The organism is Hymenobacter mellowenesis (genome assembly GCF_030581005.1).
Classification (GTDB): domain Bacteria; phylum Bacteroidota; class Bacteroidia; order Cytophagales; family Hymenobacteraceae; genus Hymenobacter; species Hymenobacter mellowenesis.
Window position 1 is genome coordinate 570,367 of the sequence record NZ_JAUQSX010000001.1, and the last position, 21,695, is coordinate 592,061.

Sequence of the window (21,695 nt, forward strand, 5' to 3'; positions counted from 1 at the left end):
TGCCGTTAGAGCAGAGCACCCGCCCGCGCCACCCACCCGCTTCGCCGCATGCGGCAAGCCACCCCAGCACACCGCCCACCCCCACCGCCGCATGCGGCGGGATACCTCGGCATACCTCCTACATCCATCACCGCATGCGGTGAGCCACCCAAGCACTGTGCCCACCTGGACCGCCGCATGCGGTTAGTCAGGTGGGCACACCGGGTATATCCTTCGCCGCATGCGGCGGAAGTTTTCGGGAGTTAGGGCTTGGTGGCTGCCGCGGCGGGCTTGGCCTTGCCGCCGGTGCGGTTGGGCAGCAGGCCGTAATTGAAGTAGGCCTCGGCCTGCGCGGGGTGTTCCCAGAAGGCCCCCAGCGCGGTGCAATGCACCTGCCACAGCAGCCGGGTGGCCTGCGCCCATTGCCCGCCCAGGGCGCCAATGGTTTCCTTGGCCACTTTCAGACCGGCGTCTTTGGCGGTGGTGGCGGCCGTGAGCTCGGCCAGCAGGGCGTTGGCATCCTGGCCCAGGTCGGCGCCCAAGGCAGCGGCGTGGGCACTGAGGGCTTGGGCGAAGGCCTCGAAGCGCACGGGCAGGTCGGTGGTATTGGCGTCGGTGAGGTGCATCAGGCCCTGGGGCAGCAGTTCCTTGAGCTTCTCGGGGTGCTCGAGGTAGGTGGGCACCAGCTTCGCGGCGTTGGTGTGCTGCACAAACACGCGCATGGCGCGTAGCACGTCCTTTTTGGAGCGGGTGAGGGTTTGGCCGGTGGCGCCCTAACCTTCGCGGGCCACCACGCTGCCGCCCAGGGCCTGCGCGGCGGCCTGCAGGTCGGCGCTCAGCTTAGTAGCGCGAACTTTTAGTTCGCGTCCCCACGCGATACCTGCACGACCGCCGGACGATTATCTACCGGCGCGGAAACGCGGACTGAAAGTTCGCGCTACTACCTTAACGGCATGGGTGACCCGATACATTATGAGCGCAACCTGCCGCACCGCCTTCCGCCTGGGTCCGATATTTTTCTCACCTTCCGGCGGGCTGATTCACTGCCAGCCGCACAGGTAATGCAGCTGCGGGCACAGTTTAGCCGCACCGATGCTGAAGACGCCAAGACCGCCGAAACTTCTTATGCCTGACAACGCCGGTATTTCGGCCGGTTCGATGCGCTACTTGATGCCGGGCACCACGGGCCTGTCTGGCTTCGCAATCCAGCTGTCGCCGCTATGGTGGGCACGGCACTTCGCCATTACCATGGCAATGCCTACACCCTCGTTTGCTATTGCCTGATGCCAAACCATGTGCATCTGGTGGTTTCGTTGCCCGATGAAGCCCCGCCATTACTAAAAACTCTCCAACATCTGAAAGGCTATACGGCCCAGCAGGCCAACCAACTGCTGGGGCGCACGGGGCAGTTCTGGCAGCGCGAAACCTATGACCACCTCATCCGCAGCCCCGAGGAAATGACGCGCATCATTGCCTATGTCGTGAACAACCCAGTGAAAGCAGGACTAGCCGCCAATTGGTAAGAGTGGCCGCACACCTACTGGCCGGAAAATCCGTAGCGCGAACTTTCAGTTCGCGTCCCCACGCGACACCCGAACGACCACCCACCGACGCGGGGACGCGAACTGAAAGTTCGCGCTACTTGCCCACGCGCCACTCCGCCGTCACCTCAAAATAGGGCAGCACCCGCTCCGTCTCGCGGTCCAAATCCAGGGCTGAGTAGCTGGTGCCAATGAAGGCGCCCCGGCCCAGGGTGTAGGTCGAGTAGGTCCGCATCCATTGCAGCCACAGGCTGGCCGTGAGGTTGAAGCCGGCCGTGGCCCGGCGCTCGATGGCCACCTCCGGCCCCTGCTGCCGGGTGATGTTGTGCAGGTAGATGAGGCTCACGGCGGGATTCGCGGCCGAGGCGTCGGGCAGCAGGGCGGCACGGCCGTAGTTGCGCTGCTCCAGCAGGCGGTAGCCCAGGCGCAGGCTGGTGCTGCCGCGCGGCCCGGCCCAGCTCTGGCGCGCCCCAATGTTGAGGTCGTGCGTCACGCTGGTATCGAGCGGACTTTCGCGGAAGCGGGACCAGTCGAGCTGGCCCACGCGGTTTTCGCGGCGCACATAGTCGGCCAGCAGCAGCAGGCGGGGCCGCAGCTGGTAGGTGAGGCCCTGGGTTTGCTCCAGCACGCGGCTGGCGCGGTTGCGCAGCTGCTCGGTGGCCTGGTCGCGCACCTGGTAGCTCACCCAGAGGTGGTAGTTGGAGCGGATGCTCCACTTGCCCGGCGCCCAGGTAAAGCCCGGCTCCCAGTGCAGCAAGTGGTCGGTATAATTCTCGGCGCTGAGGCCGGAGCGGATGAACACCGTCTGGCGGTACTCGCCGGCCACGCCCAGTGTGGTGCGGAAGGCCCCGGCCCAGCGGCCCGTCCAGGTCAGGCGCAGCAGGTGCTGGGCTTCGTCGCGGGTTTGCTGGTTGTCTTTGCTGGGGGCGTCCACGCGCAGCAGTTGGGCGGTGCCCAGCAGGGCCAGCGCATGGCGGGCGGTGGGCAGCCAGGTTAGGTTGCCCTGCCAGAGGGTGGTTTGCTCGGTGATGTCCTTCACCTGCTCGCGGGCCAGGGCGGTGACCAGCCGCGCGGCACTCAGGTTGCGGGAGTTGTCGAGGTAGTAGGCCCGGGTCCGCTCGCGGTAGTTGAACGTGACAGATGCCTGCAGCTTGGGCCGGGCAAAGCGCAGCTCCTGCCGCGTATCCAGCTCGCGCTGGCGGTAGCCGACGTTCTGCAGCGTATCGGCCCCCTCGCTCAGCCGCCGGTACAGAAAGGCCCGCGTGGGCAGTAGCATACTGTTGTCGGAGCGCAGCGTGGCGTACTCGTTCACCTTGTAGGTAGCGCCGGCCTGCGCCAGCACCGTGTCGGACTGAATGCGCTGCACCGAGCCCAGCAGGTAGTCCTCGGCGCGGTTGGTGCGGTAGCCCAAGCGGCCCTGCACCAGCAGCGGCGCGTTTTCCATAAACACCTGCTCACCGGCGGCCTCGGCCACCAGCCGCTGCATGGTGCGCGGCCCCAGCCGTGAGCGAGTACCCAGCACGCGCACGGCCAGCGGCGGCGCGGCCATGCCGTTCAGGAAATACAGCGCGGCGGCATCGAAGCCGTAGGCCACGCCGGCGTCGTCGCGGCCGTTGCGGCGGTCGGTGGCCAGGCCGCCCAGGGCCGTGAGGTGCAGTTGGCTCAGGGTGTCGACGGGGCTGGCCGGCCGCAGGCGGCGCTGGTAGCCCACGCGGCCCAGCCACAGGCCGGTGCGGGTGTTGTTGGCGCGGCTCTGGTCGTAGTGCAGCTGCTGGCCCACCTGCCAGTGGTTGGCCGCGTCGAGGGTGAAGACGTGGGCCACGTCGGCGCCGTAGTCCTGCCGCACGAAGGGCGGCGTGCCGCGCGAGTCGTAAATCCAGTCGCTTCCCACGCGGTAGCGCAGCTGCTGGCGCGGCCCCAGGCGCAGGTAGCCCAGCGCCCGGCTGGTTTGCACGAAGGTGCTCACGCCCACCCGCCGCGCCTGCGCCACCAGAAACAGCGCCGTATCGACCCCGGCCGGCCGCAAGCCGCTGAACACCGGCCCAAACGGCGTGGCGCCCACCAGTACCTGGGCTGTGGCGCGCCGGCCCGACACTAGGAAAAACAATAAAATCAGCCCGGCCACGGTGCCCCGAATCAAGGGCCAGAAATCCGCCCCTCTCCCCCGTTCAAGCACCGAAAAACCCTGAATTATCACGCTTCAGCGCCCCGCGAAATGTTGGCTCGCGGAACGGTTTCGGGAAGGTAATACATTCGTTTGGGAGGCTTCGCAAATCTTTTTCATTAGGTTAGCTTCCGTAAATCACTTCGCCATTCCGTTGCAATTGCCGTTATTTGCCGGACTTACCGCTGTTGCTACGTTTTCATTCGGTCATTACTATGAATAATTATCTTATCCGAAACTCACTACTGGCGGTGCCCGCGGCGCTACTGCTCTCGGCGGCCCCGGCCCTGGCCCAGCACGTGCAGTGGGCCGCCCGCCTCGTCGCGGTATCGTCCTACAAGTCGGAGGGCAAAGACCCCTTCTCCCCCAACCAGGTGCTGGGCGTGCCCAACGCCCTGCCGCTGGGCCAAATCAGCAACGACGCCTGGATTCCGCGCAAAGAGGGGCCCAATGAGTTCATCGAAGTGCGCTTTGCCCGCTCCATCGCGGCCCAGCAGGTCACCATCGTGGAGAACTTCAACCCCGGCTCCATCACCAAAGTCGAGGTGATTGACACCAAGGGCGTGGCCCACGAGGTGTACGCCAACGCCAACCCCGGCCCGCTGCCCGAAACCTTCCGCACGCTGGAAATCCGGTTTCCAGTGGCCGACTACCGCACGCTGGGCGTGAAGGTGTACATGAACACCGCCAAGGTGGAAGGCGTGAACCAGATTGACGCCATCGGCGTGGCCGACGTAGCCTCGACCATGGTGAAGCAGGATTTCACCGCTCCCAAAGGCCCCGATGCCGTGAAGTCGACGCAATTCGACTCTTCGCTGGTGAGCCTCGGCCCGAACATCAACACGCGCTACGTCGACACCCACCCCGTGATTTCGCCCGACGGCCGCACCCTCTACTTCGCCCGCCAGAACCACCCAGGCAACGTGGGCGGCGCCCGCGACCCGCAGGACATCTGGTACTCGAAACTGGTGTCGGGCCGCAACAAAACCTGGGGCCCAGCCAAGAACATGACCGAACCCAGCAACACCCCTGAAGACCCCAACGGCCTCGCCTCGGTGTCGGCCAACGGCAAGTCGGCCCTGCTCATCGGCGTGTACGAAGACGGCCTGATGCAGCCCAAAGGCTTCAGCATGAGCAAGTACACCCCCGGCGGCTGGACCAAGCCCCTGAAGGTGGAAATTGACGACTACTACAATAAAGACCCCGAGCATATCGACGGCTTCCTGGCCACTTCCGGCAAGGCCCTGCTGATGGCCGTGGAGCGCACCGACGGCGCCGGCGGCCAAGATTTGTACGTGAGCTTCCCCAAAGTCGACAAGCTGCCCGAGGGCGTGGCCACGGTAAAAAAACAGACCGAGTGGACCAAGCCGCTCAACCTGGGCCGCAACATCAATACCACAGGCTCGGACTTCGCACCCTTCCTGGCAGCTGATGAGAAGACCTTGTACTTCGCCAGCGATGGCCGCGGCGGCTATGGCAAGTCCGACATTTTCTACACCAAGCGCCTGGACGATACCTGGACCAACTGGAGCACGCCCCGCAACCTGGGCCCGGTGGTGAACTCGCCCGATTTCGACGCCTACTACACCATTTCGGCCGCCGGCCAGGACGCTTACCTGGTGTCGTCGCGCAACGGCGTGGACGGCTCGAAGGACATTTTCCGTATCTCGCTGGCCCCCGCCTTCCAGCCCGAAGTGGTGACGCTGGTGACCGGCCAGGTGCTCGACGTGAACACCAAAAAGCCCATCCGGGCCATTATTCACTACGAAAACCTGCTCACGGGCGAGGAAATCGGCGTGACTGAAACCGACCCGCGCGACGGCTCCTATACGATTGTGCTGCCTAGCGGCGTGCAGTACGGCATGCGCGCTGAGGCCAAAGGCTACATCGCCGAAAACGCCAACCTCGACGTGACGGCCAAGGACAAATATTCCGAGCAGAAGCAGGACCTGTTCCTCGTGCCCTTCGACGTGGGCCAGACCGTGAAACTGAACAACATCTTCTTCCAGCAAAGCAAGTACTACCTCAACACCAGTTCCTACCCCGAATTGCTGCGACTCATCCGCATCATGAAAGACTACCCCACGGTGGAAATCAAGATTGCGGGCCACACCGACAACCAAGGCGACCCCGCCCTGAACCTCAAGCTCAGCCAGGACCGCGTGAACGAGGTGAAGAAGTACCTCGTGGCCCACGGCATCAACGGCGGCCGCATCACCACCGAGGGCTTCGGCGGCACCAAGCCCATCGCCAGCAACGACCAGGAGGAAACCCGCTCCCGCAACCGCCGCGTGGAGTTCACAATTACCAAGAAGTAATTCCTGGTCTGTCGAAAAGCAAAAGCCCCGGTACCAATTGGTGCCGGGGCTTTTTGTTGCGGGCCGGGGGGGCGCTATTTCTTAGCAGTAGCCTCGGCTTCGACGAAGGTCGTGAGGCGGCCTTCGGAACTTTCAATGCCCACGAGGTCGAGCAGGTCTTGGTAGAAGGAGGCCACTTGCTGGCGGTCTTCCAGCGTTTTCATCATTGGATTGATGCGGCTCAGGCCGGCATCAAGGCTTTGCAGGAAAGCTTCTTTGGTGGGATTAGTGCGCGAGGCAAGAGCCAGGAAATCAGAAGTTGACTGCGCCAATACGCGGCTGGTCATTGGGCGGGCTTCTACTGGCAGAATGGCCGCTTTCTTGCCAACCACCACGGCATCCTGCGTCTGCTTGAGTAGTTTTTCAAGTTTGCCGGCGGCTTTGCTGGGAATGGTGATGGAAGTCTGGGCATAGGCGGAGCCAGCCATTAAAAAAAGTAGGGCGAAAAGAATGTGACGCATAGCTGGGAAGAGTGAAGAGTGTAGTGACCGCGCAACCGCGCGGCCGATTCATATTCAAAGATAATTAGAACATATAATATTCATACTAGAAAAATCAAATAATTTATCTGAATCTGAACAATTTACAGGCCTTAAGAAATTATTTACTGGTAGTTAGCTTCCTGCAATAGCTGCAAACAATAAAGCCGCAGCGCAACGACAAACTCGTTTTGAGTATGTCGTTGCGCTGCGGCTTCCATAAAATCAAGGCCGACCAGTCACTCGTTGCTGCTGCTACTGTGTCATGCAGTAGCAGCAGTTGGAATCCCTAATAAGCGCGGGCGAAGTAGGCGCGGCGGGCGCTGGGCTTGCCCGTCACCATGCACACGCCTTCCTCGTCGGGCTCGGCCAGGGCCAGGCAGCGCACGGTGGCTTTGGTTTCGTCCTTGATTCGCTCCTCGGTTTCGGAGGTTCCGTCGTAGTGGGCCAGCAGGAAGCCGGGCTCCTCGTCCAGCATGCGCTTGAACTCGTCGTAGCTGTCCACGCGGGTGGTGTTTGTGTCGCGGAACTTGCGGGCCTTGGCGTAGATGTTGGTTTGGATGTCGATGAGCAGTTGGTCGACGCTGGCCACGATGTCGGCCAGGGGCAAGCTCATTTTTTCCTTGGTGTCGCGGCGCACCACTTCCACGGTGCCGGCATCAAGGTCGCGCGCACCGATTGCCAGGCGCACGGGCACGCCCTTCAACTCCCACTCGGCAAACTTGAAGCCGGGGCGCTCGGTGTCGCGGGCGTCCAGCTTCACCGAAATGCCGCGCGCGATGAGTCCCTGCTGAATGGGCCGGATGCGCTCCAGCAGCGCGTCGAGCTCGCCGGTTTTGTACACGGGCACGATGACGCACTGGATGGGGGCCAGCTTGGGCGGCAGCACTAGGCCTTCGTCGTCGGAGTGGGCCATCACGAGGGCGCCCATCAGGCGGGTGCTCACGCCCCAGCTGGTGCCCCACACGTGCTCCCGCACGCCTTCTTTGTTGGCAAACTGCACATCAAAGGCCTTGGCGAAGTTCTGGCCCAGGAAGTGGCTGGTGCCGGCCTGCAGGGCCTTGCCATCCTGCATCAGCGCCTCAATGCAATACGTGTCCTCGGCGCCGGCGAACCGCTCGTTGGGCGTTTTCACGCCCTTCACTACCGGCAGGGCCATGTGCTCCTCGGCAAACTCGGCGTACACGTCGAGCATCTGGCGGGTTTCGGCCACGGCTTCCTCGGCGGTGGCGTGGGCGGTGTGCCCTTCCTGCCACAGAAACTCGGCGGTGCGCAGAAACAGGCGGGTGCGCATTTCCCAGCGCACCACGTTGGCCCACTGGTTGATGAGCAGCGGCAGGTCGCGGTAGCTCTGCACCCAGTTCTTGTAGGTGCTCCAGATGATGGCCTCCGAGGTGGGGCGCACCACCAGCTCTTCTTCGAGCTTGGCATTGGGGTCGACACGCAGCTTGCCCGGCTTGTCGGGGTCGGTCTGGAGGCGGTAGTGGGTTACTACGGCGCACTCTTTGGCGAAGCCTTCGGCGTTTTTCTCCTCGGCCTCGAACAGGCTTTTGGGTACGAAAAGCGGGAAGTAGGCGTTTTCATGGCCAGTGCGCTTGAACATATCGTCCAACTGGCGCTGCATTTTTTCCCAAATGGCGTAGCCGTAGGGCTTGATAACCATGCAACCGCGCACGGCCGAATTTTCGGCCAGGCCAGCACGCTTCACTAACTCATTGTACCAGAGAGAGTAATCTTCTTGGCGGGTAGGCAACTTTTTGCTCATGGAAGGCATCTTAGGGGTAATCGAAAAAGTTCCCAACTCTGGTACAACATTTGAATTGACTGAGCGGCACCGTTTCGGTGCCAAATTACGTTAGTAATGCGCGGACCTTCCCAGCGGCGTGCGGCCGGCCCTTGCGGGCAGGCGCGCAAGGCCTGATAACTTTCGCAGCGCTTTCTGCTTGTTTGTTAGTGGGTTTCGACCCATTGCCTCCTTCATCCGCCTTCCACTATTTGCGTTGTTACTTTACTGCACGCTGTCCCACTCTTTTCGCCCTTCGTTATGAAAAATTCGCTCACCGCTTTGTTGCCCGCCATGGCCCTGCTCGCGCTGGGCGGCTGCGCGAGCACCGCGGGCCTCGCCACGTCGGAAGACGACGGGGTCTATTATTCCTCCAAGGACCGCACCACGGCCGTGGTGGCCGCTGCGCCGGTTCCGGCCAGCACCGACGAAGCCGCCAACCCCGACTACAACGGCAGCCCGGCCCGGTCATCGACCAATCAAGGCACCGGTTCCGACCAGTACTACGACAATACTTATACCTACATGAAGGGGGTGCCCACCAGCCCGGGCCTGAGCTACTACAGTCCGTATAGCCCCTACACCACCCTCAGCTATGCCGGTGGCTACGGCTATTCGCCCTACGCTTACGGTGGAGGTTTCTACGACCCGTTCTACAGCTCGTTTTATAGCCCTTTCTATAGCCCATTTGGCTATGGCTACCGGTCGGGCATCAGCATAAGCTTTGGGTTTGGCTACGGCCGCTCGTACGGCTATGGCGGCTACTCGCCCTTTGGCTACGGCTACGCGCCCTACGGGTATGGCTATGGTGGGTACGGCGGTTTCTACGACCCCTTCTACTCGCCCTACTACTATGGCGGGCCCTTATACGGCGGCTATTATGGCCGGGGCGGCTACTACGGCAACAGCTACTACGGCGGCGGCTACGGTGGCAACTACGGCTATGGATACGGCAACAGCTCTTACGACAATGGCAACGGCCGGGGCCGCACCTCGGGCCACCGCAACGACCGCAGCACGGATGGCCGCGTATCGTCGGGCGGCGTGAGCAGTGGCGGTGGCTCCACGCCTATGCCCATGACGTCGGGTGGCGGCCGGGTCCGCAGCGAGATGGTGGCCCAGCCGGGCGGTACGAATGGCACGATGCAATCGGGCGACGGCGTGATGCTGGAGCGCGGCCGCGGGCGCACCGACGCCGCTGCCGCCACGCCCAACACGGCAGAGCAGCCCATTGGTGGCTACAACCGCCCGCAGCGGATGGACGGCTCCCGTCGGCCAGAATACCGCAACATGGACCAGTCGGCTGGCACCACTATCCAGCCGGCCCAGCCCGACCTCAGCCCCGTCCAGAACCTGGACACGCGCAATAACGCCCGGGGCCGCTGGCGCAATGCCGACGTGAGCGCCCAGCCCCAGCCCGGCCAGATGCAGCCCGAGGCCGCACCACAGCAGCAAGACATGGAACGCCGCCGCGGTGGGTTCTTCCGCAGTGCCCCTGTTGAGCAGCCCACTAACGCCGGCACCCAGGCGGCTGAGCAGCCCCAGCGCCGCATCTACCGGGAAGCTCAGCGCAGCTTTGAGCAGCCCCAACAGCAGCGCAGCTTTGAGCAGCCGCAGCAGCGCAGCTTTGAGCAGCCGCAGCAGCGCAGCTACGAGCAGCCGCGCCAGGAGCAACGCACCTTCAGCCAGCCTAGCCAGCCGTCGTACTCGGCCCCGTCGGGCGGGGGTGGCGGTGGCGGGGGTGGTGGCGGCGGCCACAGCCGCGGCCGCGGCGAGTAAATTTTGACCCTAAGGTTTCTGCAAAATACTTTCCCAGCGAGCCGGCCGAACGGCCGGCTCTTTTTCTTCCCACCCCATGAAAAAACGGATATTATGGCTTAGCCTGGCCCTCGTAGCAGGGCAGGCCGGCCACGCCTTTGCCCAGGGCCCCAGCGATGCCCTGCGCTATTCTCGTCTGCAATTTGGCGGTACGGCCCGCACCCAAGGCATCGGGGGCGCCAATGTGGCGGTGGGGGCCGATTTCGGCAACCTCACCAGCAACCCGGCCGGGCTGGGCCTCTACCAGAAATCGGAGCTGCACATCACGCCGGGCATCGGCATCGGCAGCAGCGACGCCCGCCCCGATGGCAGTTCGGCCGCCGCCGTGAGCGAGGATAAAAACAGCTTCCATATTGCCAGCACCGGCCTGGTGCTCACCAACCGCCGGCCCGACGGCGACCTGAGCACCAACTGGCGGGGCGGCTCGTTCGCGTTGGGCTTCACCCGCGTGGCTGATTTCAACACCGCCTCGCGCTACAGCACCACGCTCAACGACCGCAGCGTGAACGGCCGCAACTATACCAGCGCCGACCAGTCTTATCTGGCCTCGCTGCGGGGCGAAGCCGGGCAGAGCTACTTCGATGAAATTCGCCGCCAGGCCCGGTCCGGCGACTACAGCACCACCGGCAGCTACGGCCTCGACCCGCTGGCTTACGGCGCCTACCTCACGCGCATTGTGAAAACCCGCGGCGGCGTCGATTCCGCGTTTGCGTCCACGGCGTTGCGCGGGCCCATCGGGCAGTCGGAATACATCACCACGCGGGGCTCCGTTTCGCAGTTCGACCTGGGCTGCGGCGCCAGCTACCGCGACCGGCTCTACCTGGGCATTGGGGTGGGAATTGTGAGCTCAAACTACCACCAGACGAAAGATTTCACCGAGTCGGACAACTCCACGGCCACCCACCTCAACAATTACACCCTGCACGAAACGCGCGACGTGAAAGGCAGCGGCTTCAACGCTCGCCTCGGCGCTATTTTCCGGGCTACCGACGCCTTGCGCATCGGGGCTTCTGTGCAGACACCCACGTTCATGCGGTTTACCGACACCTACAACGCCCAGTTCACCACCGACTTCAGCACCCAAGGCACCGACGTGGTTTCGACTTCGGTGCCGGCCGGGAGCATTCCGTCCGACATCGTGGGCGTGACGTCGGTGGATGCCCTGCCCAACGACTATGCCTATTCCATGACCACGCCCTTCCGGGCCAATGGCGGCGTGGCTTACACGCTGGGCAAGCACGGTTTCCTGACGGGCGATGTGGAGTACGTGGGCTACGGCCAGGCCCGCCTGCGCAACGACCCCCAAAATGCCAACGGCGACAACTACGCTTTCACGCAGGAAAATAACGACATCCAGACCCTGTACAAGAACACCGTCAACCTGCGCTTTGGCGCCGAGGGCAGGTTCGATGTGTTCCGGGTGCGGCTGGGCTACGCCCGCTACGGCGACCCCTACACGGCCGATGCCAGCAACGAGCGGGCCCAGAATTTCTATACCGCCGGCCTAGGCCTGCGGGAAGGCAACTTCTTCATTGATGCCGCCGGAGTGTACACCACTTTCAACCAAATCTACACGCCCTACACCCTGGCCGGCCTGCAGCCCACCATCAAAGTGAACAACACGCGCTTCACCACCAGCGTCACGGCCGGCATCACGTTCTGATGTCGTTCAAGTGGCTAGGCCGCAATAAAAAAGGCGCCCTCGCATGAGTGGCGCCTTTTTTATGGACTTGCGGGCCTGCTTTACTTCGTCACCTTCACCGAGCAGGTGAGCACGGGGGTGGTGCCCAGCACCAGGTTGCTCACCAGCAGCAGGCCGGTATGCGTCGTCCCTTTTTCAGTCACTTGAAAAGCCACGACCTGATTTTTGGCCAAAATGCCCGTGCTGGAGGCGCTGGTGAATGGCGTGCTGGCAGTGAAAGCGTTGTTGATGCCCACCACGGTGGTGGTGTTGGCAAAATCGGTTTCGTTGAGGCGGGTGGCGCGCAGCACGGTGGCGTTGCGGTGGCTTCGGGGCCACTGCCCATCATTCAGCTTCACATTAACCGTGTCGGTGGGGGAGCTCAGACGCACGGAGGTCCCGTCAGTGCTAGTGCATATCAGGTCCACCAGCAGCTGGTTGCTTTGCACGGTGGCCAGGTTGTTCACCACGGCGTATTTGGGCAGCTGCAGGCCGGTGCGCAGGTTCAGGTAGACGCGGCGGGTGGCGCGCAGCAGCCCGGCGTCGTTCGCTGTGCGGTTGCGGGGCACGGGGCGCAGCAGCGCGGTATAGCTGTGGTACACGGCCGCCGAGTCGGCTTTGCGCACCGTGAGGCGCAGGGCCCGGCTGGCGGTTTCGCTTTTCTTGTCGGTGATGGTGTATTGCCACTGCTCGGTGCCCGAAGTGGCGCGCGCCACAAAGGCATTGTTGAATAAATACTCGCCGCCATCCGGGGGCCGGCTACCGGTATAAATCGGCTTGACGAGGGTATCGAGGTACACGATGGTCTCGCCTTCCGGGGCGTTCCCGGGGTCGAAGCTCGATACCGGCGTGGGGTAATTGATGGGGCTAAGTCCGGGACTGTACGCTACTTCCACGCGCAGGCGGCGCAGCGAGTCTTGGTTGCCCACGGCATAAATGCGCGTGGTGAGGGTGTCGTTGGCCGCCACCGTTTTGTTGCCGGACGTGAGCGTGGAGGAGCCCACGAAGTCGAGCTGCACGGGCCGGCTGGTTTTAGAACAAGCCCCCAGCAGCACGGGCAGGCAGAACAGCATCAGAAAGCGAAAGCGCATGGTGCAAAGGTAACGGCGTGAAGGGTGTGCGCTCGTGCTACAGGCAGGGCTAGCCGTAAACGCACAGTCGCTGCGCTTATTTTAACCACGTTGTAGTGTCCCTGCGGCCGGGCATCCCGGGTGGCCTACCGCCGGGTGCCGCGCACCATCCGCGCCTTCCCGAACATATCGGGCACCACGCACACGTTCTCAAAATCAGCGGGCATCAACAGAGCAGCCGTTTCCGCACCCAGTGCTTCGTTGATTTCCAAATAAATAGCCCCACCAGCACGCAGCAGCCCTCGGCCCACCTCGGCCAGGCGGCGGTAAAAGAGCAGCGGGTCTTCGTCGGGCACGAAGAGGGCGGTGGCGGGCTCCCAGGCCAGCACGTTTTCGCGCATCTCCGTTCGTTCGCTTTCGCGCACGTAGGGCGGGTTGCTCACCAGCATATCGAGGGTGCCGGGCGGCAGGCCGGCGGGCAGCGTCTGCAAAATATCAACCTTTTGAAAGGCCACGGCCGGGGCATAGCGGGCGGCGTTGCGGCGGGCCACGGCCAGCGCATCGGCCGAAATATCCACGGCCAGCACCTCGGCGCCGGGCAGCGCGCGGGCCAGCGCCAGCGCCAGGCAGCCCGAGCCAGTGCCCACGTCGAGCAGGCGCAGGCCGGCGCGGCCTTTCTGTTCCTGCGTGATGAGGTGCACCAGCTCCTCAGTTTCGGGGCGCGGAATGAGCGTAGCGGGTGTCACCTCCAGCTCCATGTCGGCGAAGTAGGCGGTGCCCAGCACGTATTGCACGGGTTCGTGGGCCAGCAGGCGGGCCAGCAGCGCGGGCCGGGCGGCCTCGGCGGCGGCGGGCACGGCCTCCTGGGCGTCCATCATGCGCTGCAGGGAATCGATACCAAGCAGGTGCTCCACCACCAGCGCGGCAATGGCCTGGGCCTCACGCTCGGGGTAGTGGGGCTGAAGGGCCTTAGCAAAGTCGGTGGTGAACTGGCGCGTGGTCATCGGAACAAATGTAGGCCCATGGCGTAGCTACGGCACGGGCCCTACCTTCACACTCATGAAAACCGAAGACGTCCCTTTCATGCGCCGCGCCCTGGAGTTGGCGCAGCTCGGCATGGGCCATGCCCGTCCCAACCCGTTGGTGGGCTGCGTGGTGACGCACCAGGGCCGCATCATCGGCGAGGGCTGGCACCAGCAGTACGGCGGCCCCCACGCCGAAGTAAACGCCCTGGCCGCCGTGGCCGACCAGGAATTATTAAAGCAAAGCCGCGTGTACGTGACGCTAGAGCCTTGCGCCCACCACGGCAAAACGCCGCCCTGCGCCGACCTGCTCATTGCCCGGGGCGTGCCCGAGGTGGTGATTTGCAACGACGACCCGTTTCCGCTGGTGGCGGGCCGCGGCTTGGAGAAGCTGCGCGCCGCCGGCGTACACGTCGAAACTGGCCTGCTGGCCGAGGAAGGCCGCTGGCTGAACCGACGCTTCTTCACGTTTCACGAGAAAAAGCGGCCTCATCTGGTGCTGAAATGGGCCGAAACGGCCGACGGTTTTTTGGCCGGGCGCTACTTCCAGCCGGTTCAAATCAGCGGGCCGCAGGCGGGCCTGCTCACCCATCAGTGGCGGGCCGAGGAGCAGGCCATTCTGGTGGGCACCCGCACGGCCCTGCACGACAACCCGCGCCTGAGCGTGCGCGACTGGCCTGGCCAGCAGCCCACGCGCCTTGTCATCGACAAAAACCTGAGCTTGCCGCCCACCCACCACCTGCTCGACGGCTCGCAGCCCACCCTTATCTACACCTACCGCCAGCCCTACCACAAGGCCAACCTCGACCTGGTGCACCTCTCCGAAGCCGACGACCTCATCCCGCAGGTATTGGCCGACCTGTATGAGCGTCAGGTGCAGTCGGTGCTGGTGGAGGGCGGCCCCACAGTGCTCAACGCGCTGCTGAACGCGGGCCTGTGGGACGAAATCCGGGTGTTCCGGTCGCCCATGAAGCTGGGGCAGGGCATTGCCGCGCCACGCATCGGCTTCGGCGGCTTGCGCAGCACCGAAAACGTTGGGCCGGATAAGCTGTTCCGGTACGTGAACGAGTAATTCTTCTTCGACGCCTGTCATCCTGAGCTTGCGAAGCACCTTATCACATTTGAGCGCAGCTCGCTGTAATTCAAATTACCCACGTGCGATAAGGTCCTTCGCAAGCTCAGGATGACAGGCGTCCGTGAGCAACCAACAACTAAAACCCATCATGGCCGAAACCCTCGCCCTCGACACCACCCTCACCAAAGCCGAACAGTACCGGCAGCTGCTGCCCCAAATCGAAGCCCTCACCACCGGCGAACCCGACCTAACCGCCAACCTGGCCAATACGGCGGCGGCGCTGCGGCAGGCTTTCGGGTTTTTCTGGGTGGGTTTTTACCTCGTGAAAGGCGATGAGCTGGTGCTGGGCCCATTCCAGGGGCCCATTGCCTGCACGCGCATCCGGCACGGCAAGGGCGTGTGCGGCGCCAGCTGGGCGCGGGCCAAAACCCTGCTCGTGCCCGACGTGGAAGCCTTTCCCGGCCACATCGCCTGCAGCTCGGAGTCGAAGTCGGAAATCGTGGTGCCCATCCTCAAAAACGGCCAGGTTGTGGCCGTGCTCGATGTGGACAGCGACCAGCTCAACGATTTCGACGCCGACGACCAGCAGGCGCTGGAGCAGCTAATGCAGCTGGCGGGGCAGTGGTTCTAAAGCTGGCTTGCGTGCTCAGGCTCCCTATGATGTCTCGTTTGCTGACCGGGGTGTTGCTCGTGCTACTCAGCGGTTTGGTGGCTTCGTGCAACATGGAATTTGCTCCCGGCGCTGATTTCAAACATGCCAACGACGACGTTTTCAATGCGCAAACCCTCGCTTTTGAAGCCGAAACAGTAAGCCTGAGCACTGAGCGCGCCACGGCGAATGACTCCACGCGCACGTATCTTGATTTGTTACTGCTAAACCCCAAGCGGCAACCCACCGAGCCCGATACGCTTGCCAGCCGCCTGAAGAAGCTGGCCCGCCTCCTCGTGGTTGATTTGAAGAATCCGCAGGATTTTGATGCCGTACGGATACGGATTCAAACCGACCACGAATACATCGTAGCGTCCACTACCAACGCCCAAACTTTTGAGTTCTCATTGGCAGAGTTGCAGTAAAAAGCCAAGAAGATTCATCCGCACTGCCATCCAGCAAGCTCTGCTTCGTTTAGCAGGCTGCTCCACTTAAACCTTCTCATTGGCCTGAGAGGGGCCATTCATTCTTTGCCCACTCTATGAAAAAGCACTTCCACCTCCTCGGCGACTGGCGACGCAACGTGCTGCTGCTCGCCGCCGCCAGCAGCCTCGGCCTGGCCCTGCCCGCCTGTTCCAACGACAACGCCCGCACCGACGACAACGGCGCCGAGGGCAGCTGGGGCGGCGAAACCTACAGCCAGGGCGTCATCACGGAAATGACCGAAGTGACGCCCGGCGAATGGAAAATTACGGCCGAGCGCCCGGCCGGCAAGGAGGAAGTGGCCGCCATTCTGCACCACGCCGATGGCAAAACCGACACCCTGCAAGGCCAGGCCCTGCAACGCCAGATGCAGGACTACAGTCGCCAAAACCCCGAAAACCGGGCCCAGGGCAACGGCCTGATGAACGTGCTGATGTGGAGCAGCATCGGCTACATGGCCGGCCGCTACATGACGCCCAACCCCGCCTACTACGCCAACCCCGGCGTGATGCAGCAAAACCAGGGCTGGCGCAACAGCATCACCAACGAGCGCCAAAACGGCCGCGGCTTCTTCGGGCGCGGCTTCACGGGCCGCAACGCTTCCCCCACGGCGGGCATTCAGGAAAGCCGCTCCACGATGCGTAGCGCGCCGCGGCCCAGCTTTCGCAGCAGCGCGCCGTCCGGCCGCAGCAGCGGCTTCGGCAGCCGCGGCGGCTTCCGGGGCTTTGGGGGGTAATTTTCATTTAACATTTATCAATTAACATTTAACACTCTCACCTACACACTATTTGATTTCCTGACCGAATTGTTAAATGATAAATGTTAATTGTTAAATGACAATAAACCTCCTCCCCCTTTCCGGCGACGTGGCCCCGGCCGTGCGGACACTGGGCTGGGACTGGGCCATTGAAGATGCCTGCCAGCACTACGTGGCCCGCGAAGCCGTGCAGCTTACCGAAGCCGAGGCCGAAACCCTGCTCCAGGCCGCCGACACACTTTACGACATGCTGGTGGAGTCCATCCCCGACCCCATCCCCGATGAGCTGCTGCAAAAGCTGGCCATTCCGGCCAACCTGTGGGAAGCTGTGCGCCACTCCTGGAACGACGAACGGCACTGGCACCTCTACGGCCGCTTCGACCTGGCTCTCACCGCCGAGGGCCCCAAGCTGCTGGAATTCAACGCCGATACCGCCACCAGCCTGCCCGAAACCGCCGTGGTGCAGTGGGCCAGCCTGGTAGCCGCCGGCCAGTCGGACGATGACCGGCAGGCCAACGGCCTGTTTGAGTGCCTGGAGGACCAGTTCCGCCACTGGCGCGCCCTCAACCACGACCGGCAAGCCACCCTCCTACTCGTGCACCTGCCCGGCAGCGCCGAGGACGAAGCCAACTGCGCCGTGCTGGCCGAGGCCGCCCGCGCGGCCGGCTTTGCCGACGTTTTCATTTGCCCCGTGGATGCGATGACGGTTTCGGTGGCGGGCGAAGACCGGGGCGTATGGGCCGAATCGGTGCCCGGCGAGTGGCAACGGTTCGACTTCCTGTTCAAGCTGGTGCCCTGGGAAATTTTGGCCGAAGAAGAACCCGACCTCACCGCCGACCTCGTGCACCTGCAGCTCACCCGCGACGTGCTGACGGCCAACCCCGCCTACACCCTCCTTTTCCAGAGCAAAGCCCTACTGGCGCACCTCTGGGACACGTTTCCGCACCACCCGCTACTGCTCGAAGCCAGCCTGAGCCCGCTGCCCGGCCACCACGTGCGCAAGCCCCTGCTGGGCCGCGAAGGCCAGAACGTGACCGAAATCCAGCCCGATGGCCGCCCCGGCGCCGAGGTGCCCGGCGAGTTCGGCCAGCAGCCCCAACTCTACCAGCGCTGGGCCGAGCTACCCACCGACGCGCAGGGCCGCCGCTACCAGGCCGGCGTGTTCTGGGCCGGCGAGGCCTGCGCCCTCGGCTTCCGCCGCGACGTGGGACTCATCACCAACCTGTCAGAATTTGTGCCGCACGTCTTGGTATAATGCCTTATATCCAATAGACCAGGCAAAAAAGGTCGTCATGCAGAGCGCAGCGAAGCATCTCGCGTGTGGTAGTAACTTAATCGTGACAATGTCAATGATTAGTAATTGCACGCGAGATGCTTCGCTGCGCTCTGCATGACGGCCTTTTTTTGCCTGACTTTCCGATGCCCATTTCCAAGGCAGCGCGGAGGCACTTGCAACCAAAAATCGACCTGGTTTCTCCTTTCCGCAGCTCTGCTCCATCCTGAGCTTCTTTCACCTTTGCCCATCCCCTATTTCAACCGTTGTTTTCTGTTGGCCCTGCTGCCCATGGCAGCCCGGGCCCAGCAGGCGCCGCTCACCGGCGTGGTGACGGACGCCACCACGGCGCAGCCGGTGCCCTTCGCTGTGGTCGAGTTGCTCACCCAAAAAGCCGGGGTGCAAGCCGATTTACAGGGGCGCTTCTCCCTGGAGCTGTCCGCCGCGCCCGTGGCTACCGATTCCCTGACCGTATCGGCCCTCGGCTATAGCCGGCGCCGTGTGCCTGTGCCCGGCAGCGGGCCCGTTCAACTGGTGCTCAGCGCCGCGCCCGTGGCCCTGGCCGAGGTGCAGGTGCGGCCCGCCCCAAGCACGCCCGTGCTGCTGGGGGCTACCGGCAGCAGCCATTCACTGCGGTTCAGCTCCTCGGGCGAGGCAGCCCGGCGCGGCGGCCACCAGATAGCCCGCTTCTTCCCGGCGACGGCGCCCGGCTATTTCCAGTCCGTCGGCTTCTACATGGACAACGGCCTGGTGGCGGCGCTGGGCCCCTGCGACCACAAGCTGCGCAACACGGCTCCGTTTCGGGTGCGCCTCTACGCCGCCGACGGACCCGATGGCGCGCCCGGCACCGACCTGCTCAATAGCACCTTGCTCACGGCGGCCACTCGCAAAACTGGCTGGCACACCGTCGACCTGCGCGCCCGCAACCTGCGGCTGCCCGCCACCGGCTTCTACGTGGCCATGGAATGGGTATTCACCGACGCCAAATACCTCTGCGAATACGAGGTGACGAACAAAGCCGATAAGACGAAAAAGACCTACATCTGGTACGGGCAGTTTCTGGAAGGCACCGAGGAGCAGGAGCCGCTCGCCTGGTCGTACACCGCCGGGCGGGGTTGGCACCGCTTCCCGGTGATGCGGCCCGGCCACGGCCCCGAAAACCCGATGATTCAGGCGCTGGTATTGCCCGACTGAGGCATGGCCCAAAAGCAAGAAGCCCGACCAGAGCGGCCGGGCTTCTTATAATGTGGCAGGAATTGGGCGCCTGAATTTACCCCACTTTCAGCTGGCAAATGACGGTTTCGCCGCCCTTCACTTTCTGGCCCAGCTCCACTTTCACTTCGGTATCGAGCGGCACGAACACATCCACGCGCGAGCCGAATTTGATGAAGCCGAACTCCTCGCCCTGGCTCACTTCGTCGCCCTCGTTCACGTACCACACAATACGGCGGGCCATGGCCCCGGCAATTTGCCGGAAAAGCACCAGCGGGCCGGCATCCGACTCCACCACCACGGTGGTACGCTCGTTTTGGGTGCTGCTTTTGGGGTGCCAGGCCACGAGGTAGTTGCCGGGGTGGTACTTGAAGTATTTCACGAGGCCCGAAATCGGGTTGCGCGTCACGTGCACGTTGATGGGCGACATGAAAATGCTGATTTGCTTGCGCTCGTCCTCAAAATACTCGGGCTCAAACACGTTTTCAATCACCACCACCTTGCCGTCGGCCGGCGCAATCAGCAGGTCTTCGTGGGTGAACATGTGCCGGAACGGGCTCCGGAAAAACTGTAGAATCAGCAAAAAGATGATGACCGTGGCGCCCGCAAACAAGCGGTTCACCAGCACATTGCCTTTGTTGAAATAGAACATCAGCAGGTTGAGCGTCAGCAAAATCAGCAGCGTGACGAACAGAATGCGTCGTCCTTCTTTATGTATTTTCATGAACCGCGGATTGAACAGATTTTAACGGATTGAGCAGATTCTTTGTGGTTCCGAACAGCCGCTAAGATGAGGGGTCGGGGTGAATTCCGGCAAACAAAGGTCGGCAGGAAAACCAAAAAGGCACGAACCTTATGGCCCGTGCCTTTTCATAAGCAATTACGTCAGGATTTTAAAAACGGTTGGAAGCGGGCGACCCATCATGAGCCGAACCACAAAAATCCGTTAAATCCGCTAAATCCGCGGTCCTTAGAAGCCGCCGCGGTACTTGTAGGTCTGGGCTACTTTGTCGATGGCCACCACGTAGGCCGCGATGCGCATCGGGATTTTATACTTCTGGCTGGTCTGGTACACTTTCTCGAAGGCGTCGGACATGATGCGGTCGGCGCGCTCGGTCACCATTTCCAGCGTCCACTTGAAGCCCTGCTTGTTCTGCACCCACTCGAAGTACGACACCGTGACGCCGCCCGAGTTGGCCAAGATGTCCGGCACCACCATGATGCCCTTCTCGTTGATAATCGGGTCGGCCGAGGCCGAGGTGGGGCCGTTGGCACCCTCCACGATGAGCTTAGCCTTGATGTCGTGGGCGTTGTGCTCGGTGATGACGTCTTCCACGGCAGCGGGCACCAGCACGTCTACGGCCGAGGTCAGCAGGTCGTCGGGGTTCATCGGCGTGGCGCCGCTGAAGCCTTCAAGGCGGCCGTTGTGCGCGTTTTTGTAGGCAATGGCCTCGTCGATGTTGATGCCATCCTCGTTCCAGTAAGCGCCGGAAATGTCCGACACCGCCTTGATTTTTACGCCTTGCTGGTGCAACAGCACCGCCGCCCAAGAGCCCACGTTGCCGAAGCCCTGCACGGCGGCCGATACTTCCGTCGGCTTCAAGCCGAGCTTCTTGAGGGCGGCCAGGGCCGACACCATCACGCCGCGGCCGGTGGCCTCGGTGCGGCCCAGCGAGCCGCCCATCACCAGCGGCTTACCGGTCACTACAGCGGGCGAGGTCATGCCGTTGGTTTTCGAGAATTCGTCCATCAGCCACGCCATTTCGCGGGGACCGGTGCCCATGTCGGGGGCCGGAATGTCGCGGTCGGGGCCGAAAATGTCTTTCAGGGCCAGCGTGTAGCCGCGCGTCATGCGCTCAATTTCGCCGGCGCTCATGGTGGTGGGGTCGCAGATGATGCCGCCCTTGGCGCCGCCGTAGGGGATGTCGACCACCGCGCACTTCCAGGTCATCCAGGCCGCGAGGGCCTTCACCTCGTCGAGGTGCACGTTCTTATCGTAGCGGATGCCGCCCTTGCTCGGGCCCAGAATGGTATTGTGAATGACGCGGTAGCCTTCAAAAACGTGAATCTTGCCGTCGTCCATCGTCACCGGAATGTTGACGATAACCTGTTTGTCGGGCGCTTTGAGCACGTTGTAGGTTTCGTCATCAAGGCCAAGGATTTCGGCCGCGATGTTGAAGCGCGACATCATCGATTCGAGCGGGTTTTCGCGGTCCATTAAGGGCGCGGGCTCTTTATACACAGTGTGGGCTGCCATGCGGAAGGGGGGTTGGTTTGAGAAGCGTTGGGTGGGATGATGGATACGTTTTAGGGCCGCAAAGGTATTGCTTTTGTCGGGAGGATGAAGGAATT

General features: G+C 62.9%; 18 protein-coding genes. 10 read left to right on the forward strand and 8 right to left on the reverse strand.

The genetic code is table 11. The annotated features are described in order from the left end of the window. Positions 1–242 precede the first annotated feature (242 nt). Positions 243–713: a hypothetical protein gene (locus tag Q5H92_RS02345; RefSeq protein ID WP_305009858.1), complete on the reverse strand. Its 471-nt coding sequence runs from the start codon at positions 711–713 to the stop codon at positions 243–245. Between the two features lie 486 nt (positions 714–1,199). On the opposite strand from Q5H92_RS02345, the gene Q5H92_RS02350 reads away from it, so the two are divergent. After that, on the forward strand, positions 1,200–1,502 hold the full coding sequence (locus Q5H92_RS02350) for a transposase (protein WP_305009859.1): 303 nt from the start codon (positions 1,200–1,202) through the stop codon (positions 1,500–1,502). Between the two features lie 115 nt (positions 1,503–1,617). Here Q5H92_RS02350 and Q5H92_RS02355 read toward each other — a convergent pair whose 3' ends face one another. Continuing rightward, positions 1,618–3,660, reverse strand: a complete 2,043-nt coding sequence (locus Q5H92_RS02355) for a hypothetical protein (protein ID WP_305009860.1) — start codon at positions 3,658–3,660, stop codon at positions 1,618–1,620. A 239-nt stretch (positions 3,661–3,899) separates the two neighbouring features. On the opposite strand from Q5H92_RS02355, the gene Q5H92_RS02360 reads away from it, so the two are divergent. Beyond that, the gene (locus tag Q5H92_RS02360; RefSeq protein WP_305009861.1) at positions 3,900–6,002 is read left to right on the forward strand and encodes an OmpA family protein; all 2,103 of its coding nucleotides are present in this window, start codon (positions 3,900–3,902) and stop codon (positions 6,000–6,002) included. Between the two features lie 74 nt (positions 6,003–6,076). On the opposite strand, the gene Q5H92_RS02365 is transcribed toward Q5H92_RS02360, so the two are convergent. After that, a complete protein-coding gene (locus Q5H92_RS02365; protein ID WP_305009862.1) occupies positions 6,077–6,469 on the reverse strand; it encodes a DUF4844 domain-containing protein in 393 nt (130 codons plus the stop codon). 340 nt (positions 6,470–6,809) lie between these two features. Further along, on the reverse strand, positions 6,810–8,285 hold the full coding sequence (gene proS / locus Q5H92_RS02370) for a proline--tRNA ligase (protein ID WP_305009863.1): 1,476 nt from the start codon (positions 8,283–8,285) through the stop codon (positions 6,810–6,812). Positions 8,286–8,564: 279 nt separating this feature from the next. Between proS and Q5H92_RS02375 the strand changes: the two genes are divergently transcribed. Continuing rightward, on the forward strand, positions 8,565–10,082 hold the full coding sequence (locus Q5H92_RS02375) for a hypothetical protein (RefSeq protein WP_305009864.1): 1,518 nt from the start codon (positions 8,565–8,567) through the stop codon (positions 10,080–10,082). Positions 10,083–10,158: 76 nt separating this feature from the next. Further along, positions 10,159–11,784, forward strand: coding sequence for an OmpP1/FadL family transporter (locus tag Q5H92_RS02380; RefSeq protein ID WP_305009865.1), 1,626 nt, complete (start codon positions 10,159–10,161; stop codon positions 11,782–11,784). 80 nt (positions 11,785–11,864) lie between these two features. On the opposite strand, the gene Q5H92_RS02385 is transcribed toward Q5H92_RS02380, so the two are convergent. Both Q5H92_RS02385 and prmC read right to left on the reverse strand, forming a co-directional pair. Next, positions 11,865–12,893 (reverse strand): hypothetical protein, encoded by a 1,029-nt coding sequence (locus Q5H92_RS02385; RefSeq protein ID WP_305009866.1) that lies wholly within the window; start codon positions 12,891–12,893, stop codon positions 11,865–11,867. Positions 12,894–13,018: 125 nt separating this feature from the next. After that, a complete protein-coding gene (gene prmC / locus Q5H92_RS02390) occupies positions 13,019–13,876 on the reverse strand; it encodes a peptide chain release factor N(5)-glutamine methyltransferase (RefSeq protein WP_305009867.1) in 858 nt (285 codons plus the stop codon). A gap of 55 nt (positions 13,877–13,931) precedes the next feature. On the opposite strand from prmC, the gene ribD reads away from it, so the two are divergent. From ribD to Q5H92_RS02420, 6 genes are all read left to right on the forward strand, one after another. Further along, positions 13,932–14,966: a bifunctional diaminohydroxyphosphoribosylaminopyrimidine deaminase/5-amino-6-(5-phosphoribosylamino)uracil reductase RibD gene (gene ribD / locus Q5H92_RS02395; RefSeq protein ID WP_305009868.1), complete on the forward strand. Its 1,035-nt coding sequence runs from the start codon at positions 13,932–13,934 to the stop codon at positions 14,964–14,966. A gap of 151 nt (positions 14,967–15,117) precedes the next feature. Further along, a complete protein-coding gene (gene msrC / locus Q5H92_RS02400; protein ID WP_305009869.1) occupies positions 15,118–15,600 on the forward strand; it encodes a free L-methionine (R)-S-oxide reductase MsrC in 483 nt (160 codons plus the stop codon). Between the two features lie 26 nt (positions 15,601–15,626). Then, positions 15,627–16,043: a hypothetical protein gene (locus Q5H92_RS02405; protein WP_305009871.1), complete on the forward strand. Its 417-nt coding sequence runs from the start codon at positions 15,627–15,629 to the stop codon at positions 16,041–16,043. A 116-nt stretch (positions 16,044–16,159) separates the two neighbouring features. Further along, positions 16,160–16,837, forward strand: coding sequence for a Cj0371 family chemotaxis-regulating polar lipoprotein (locus tag Q5H92_RS02410; protein ID WP_305009872.1), 678 nt, complete (start codon positions 16,160–16,162; stop codon positions 16,835–16,837). A gap of 97 nt (positions 16,838–16,934) precedes the next feature. Continuing rightward, positions 16,935–18,113, forward strand: coding sequence for a glutathionylspermidine synthase family protein (locus Q5H92_RS02415; RefSeq protein WP_305009873.1), 1,179 nt, complete (start codon positions 16,935–16,937; stop codon positions 18,111–18,113). Positions 18,114–18,374: 261 nt separating this feature from the next. After that, positions 18,375–19,325 (forward strand): carboxypeptidase-like regulatory domain-containing protein, encoded by a 951-nt coding sequence (locus Q5H92_RS02420; protein ID WP_305009874.1) that lies wholly within the window; start codon positions 18,375–18,377, stop codon positions 19,323–19,325. A gap of 76 nt (positions 19,326–19,401) precedes the next feature. Here Q5H92_RS02420 and Q5H92_RS02425 read toward each other — a convergent pair whose 3' ends face one another. Next, complete coding sequence (locus Q5H92_RS02425; RefSeq protein ID WP_305009875.1) at positions 19,402–20,067, reverse strand: phosphatidylserine decarboxylase family protein; 666 nt, start codon at positions 20,065–20,067, stop codon at positions 19,402–19,404. 246 nt (positions 20,068–20,313) lie between these two features. After that, positions 20,314–21,600 carry a Glu/Leu/Phe/Val family dehydrogenase gene (locus Q5H92_RS02430; protein WP_305009876.1) on the reverse strand — a complete coding sequence of 429 codons (1,287 nt, stop codon included), beginning with the start codon at positions 21,598–21,600 and terminating at the stop codon, positions 20,314–20,316. Positions 21,601–21,695: the final 95 nt, after the last annotated feature.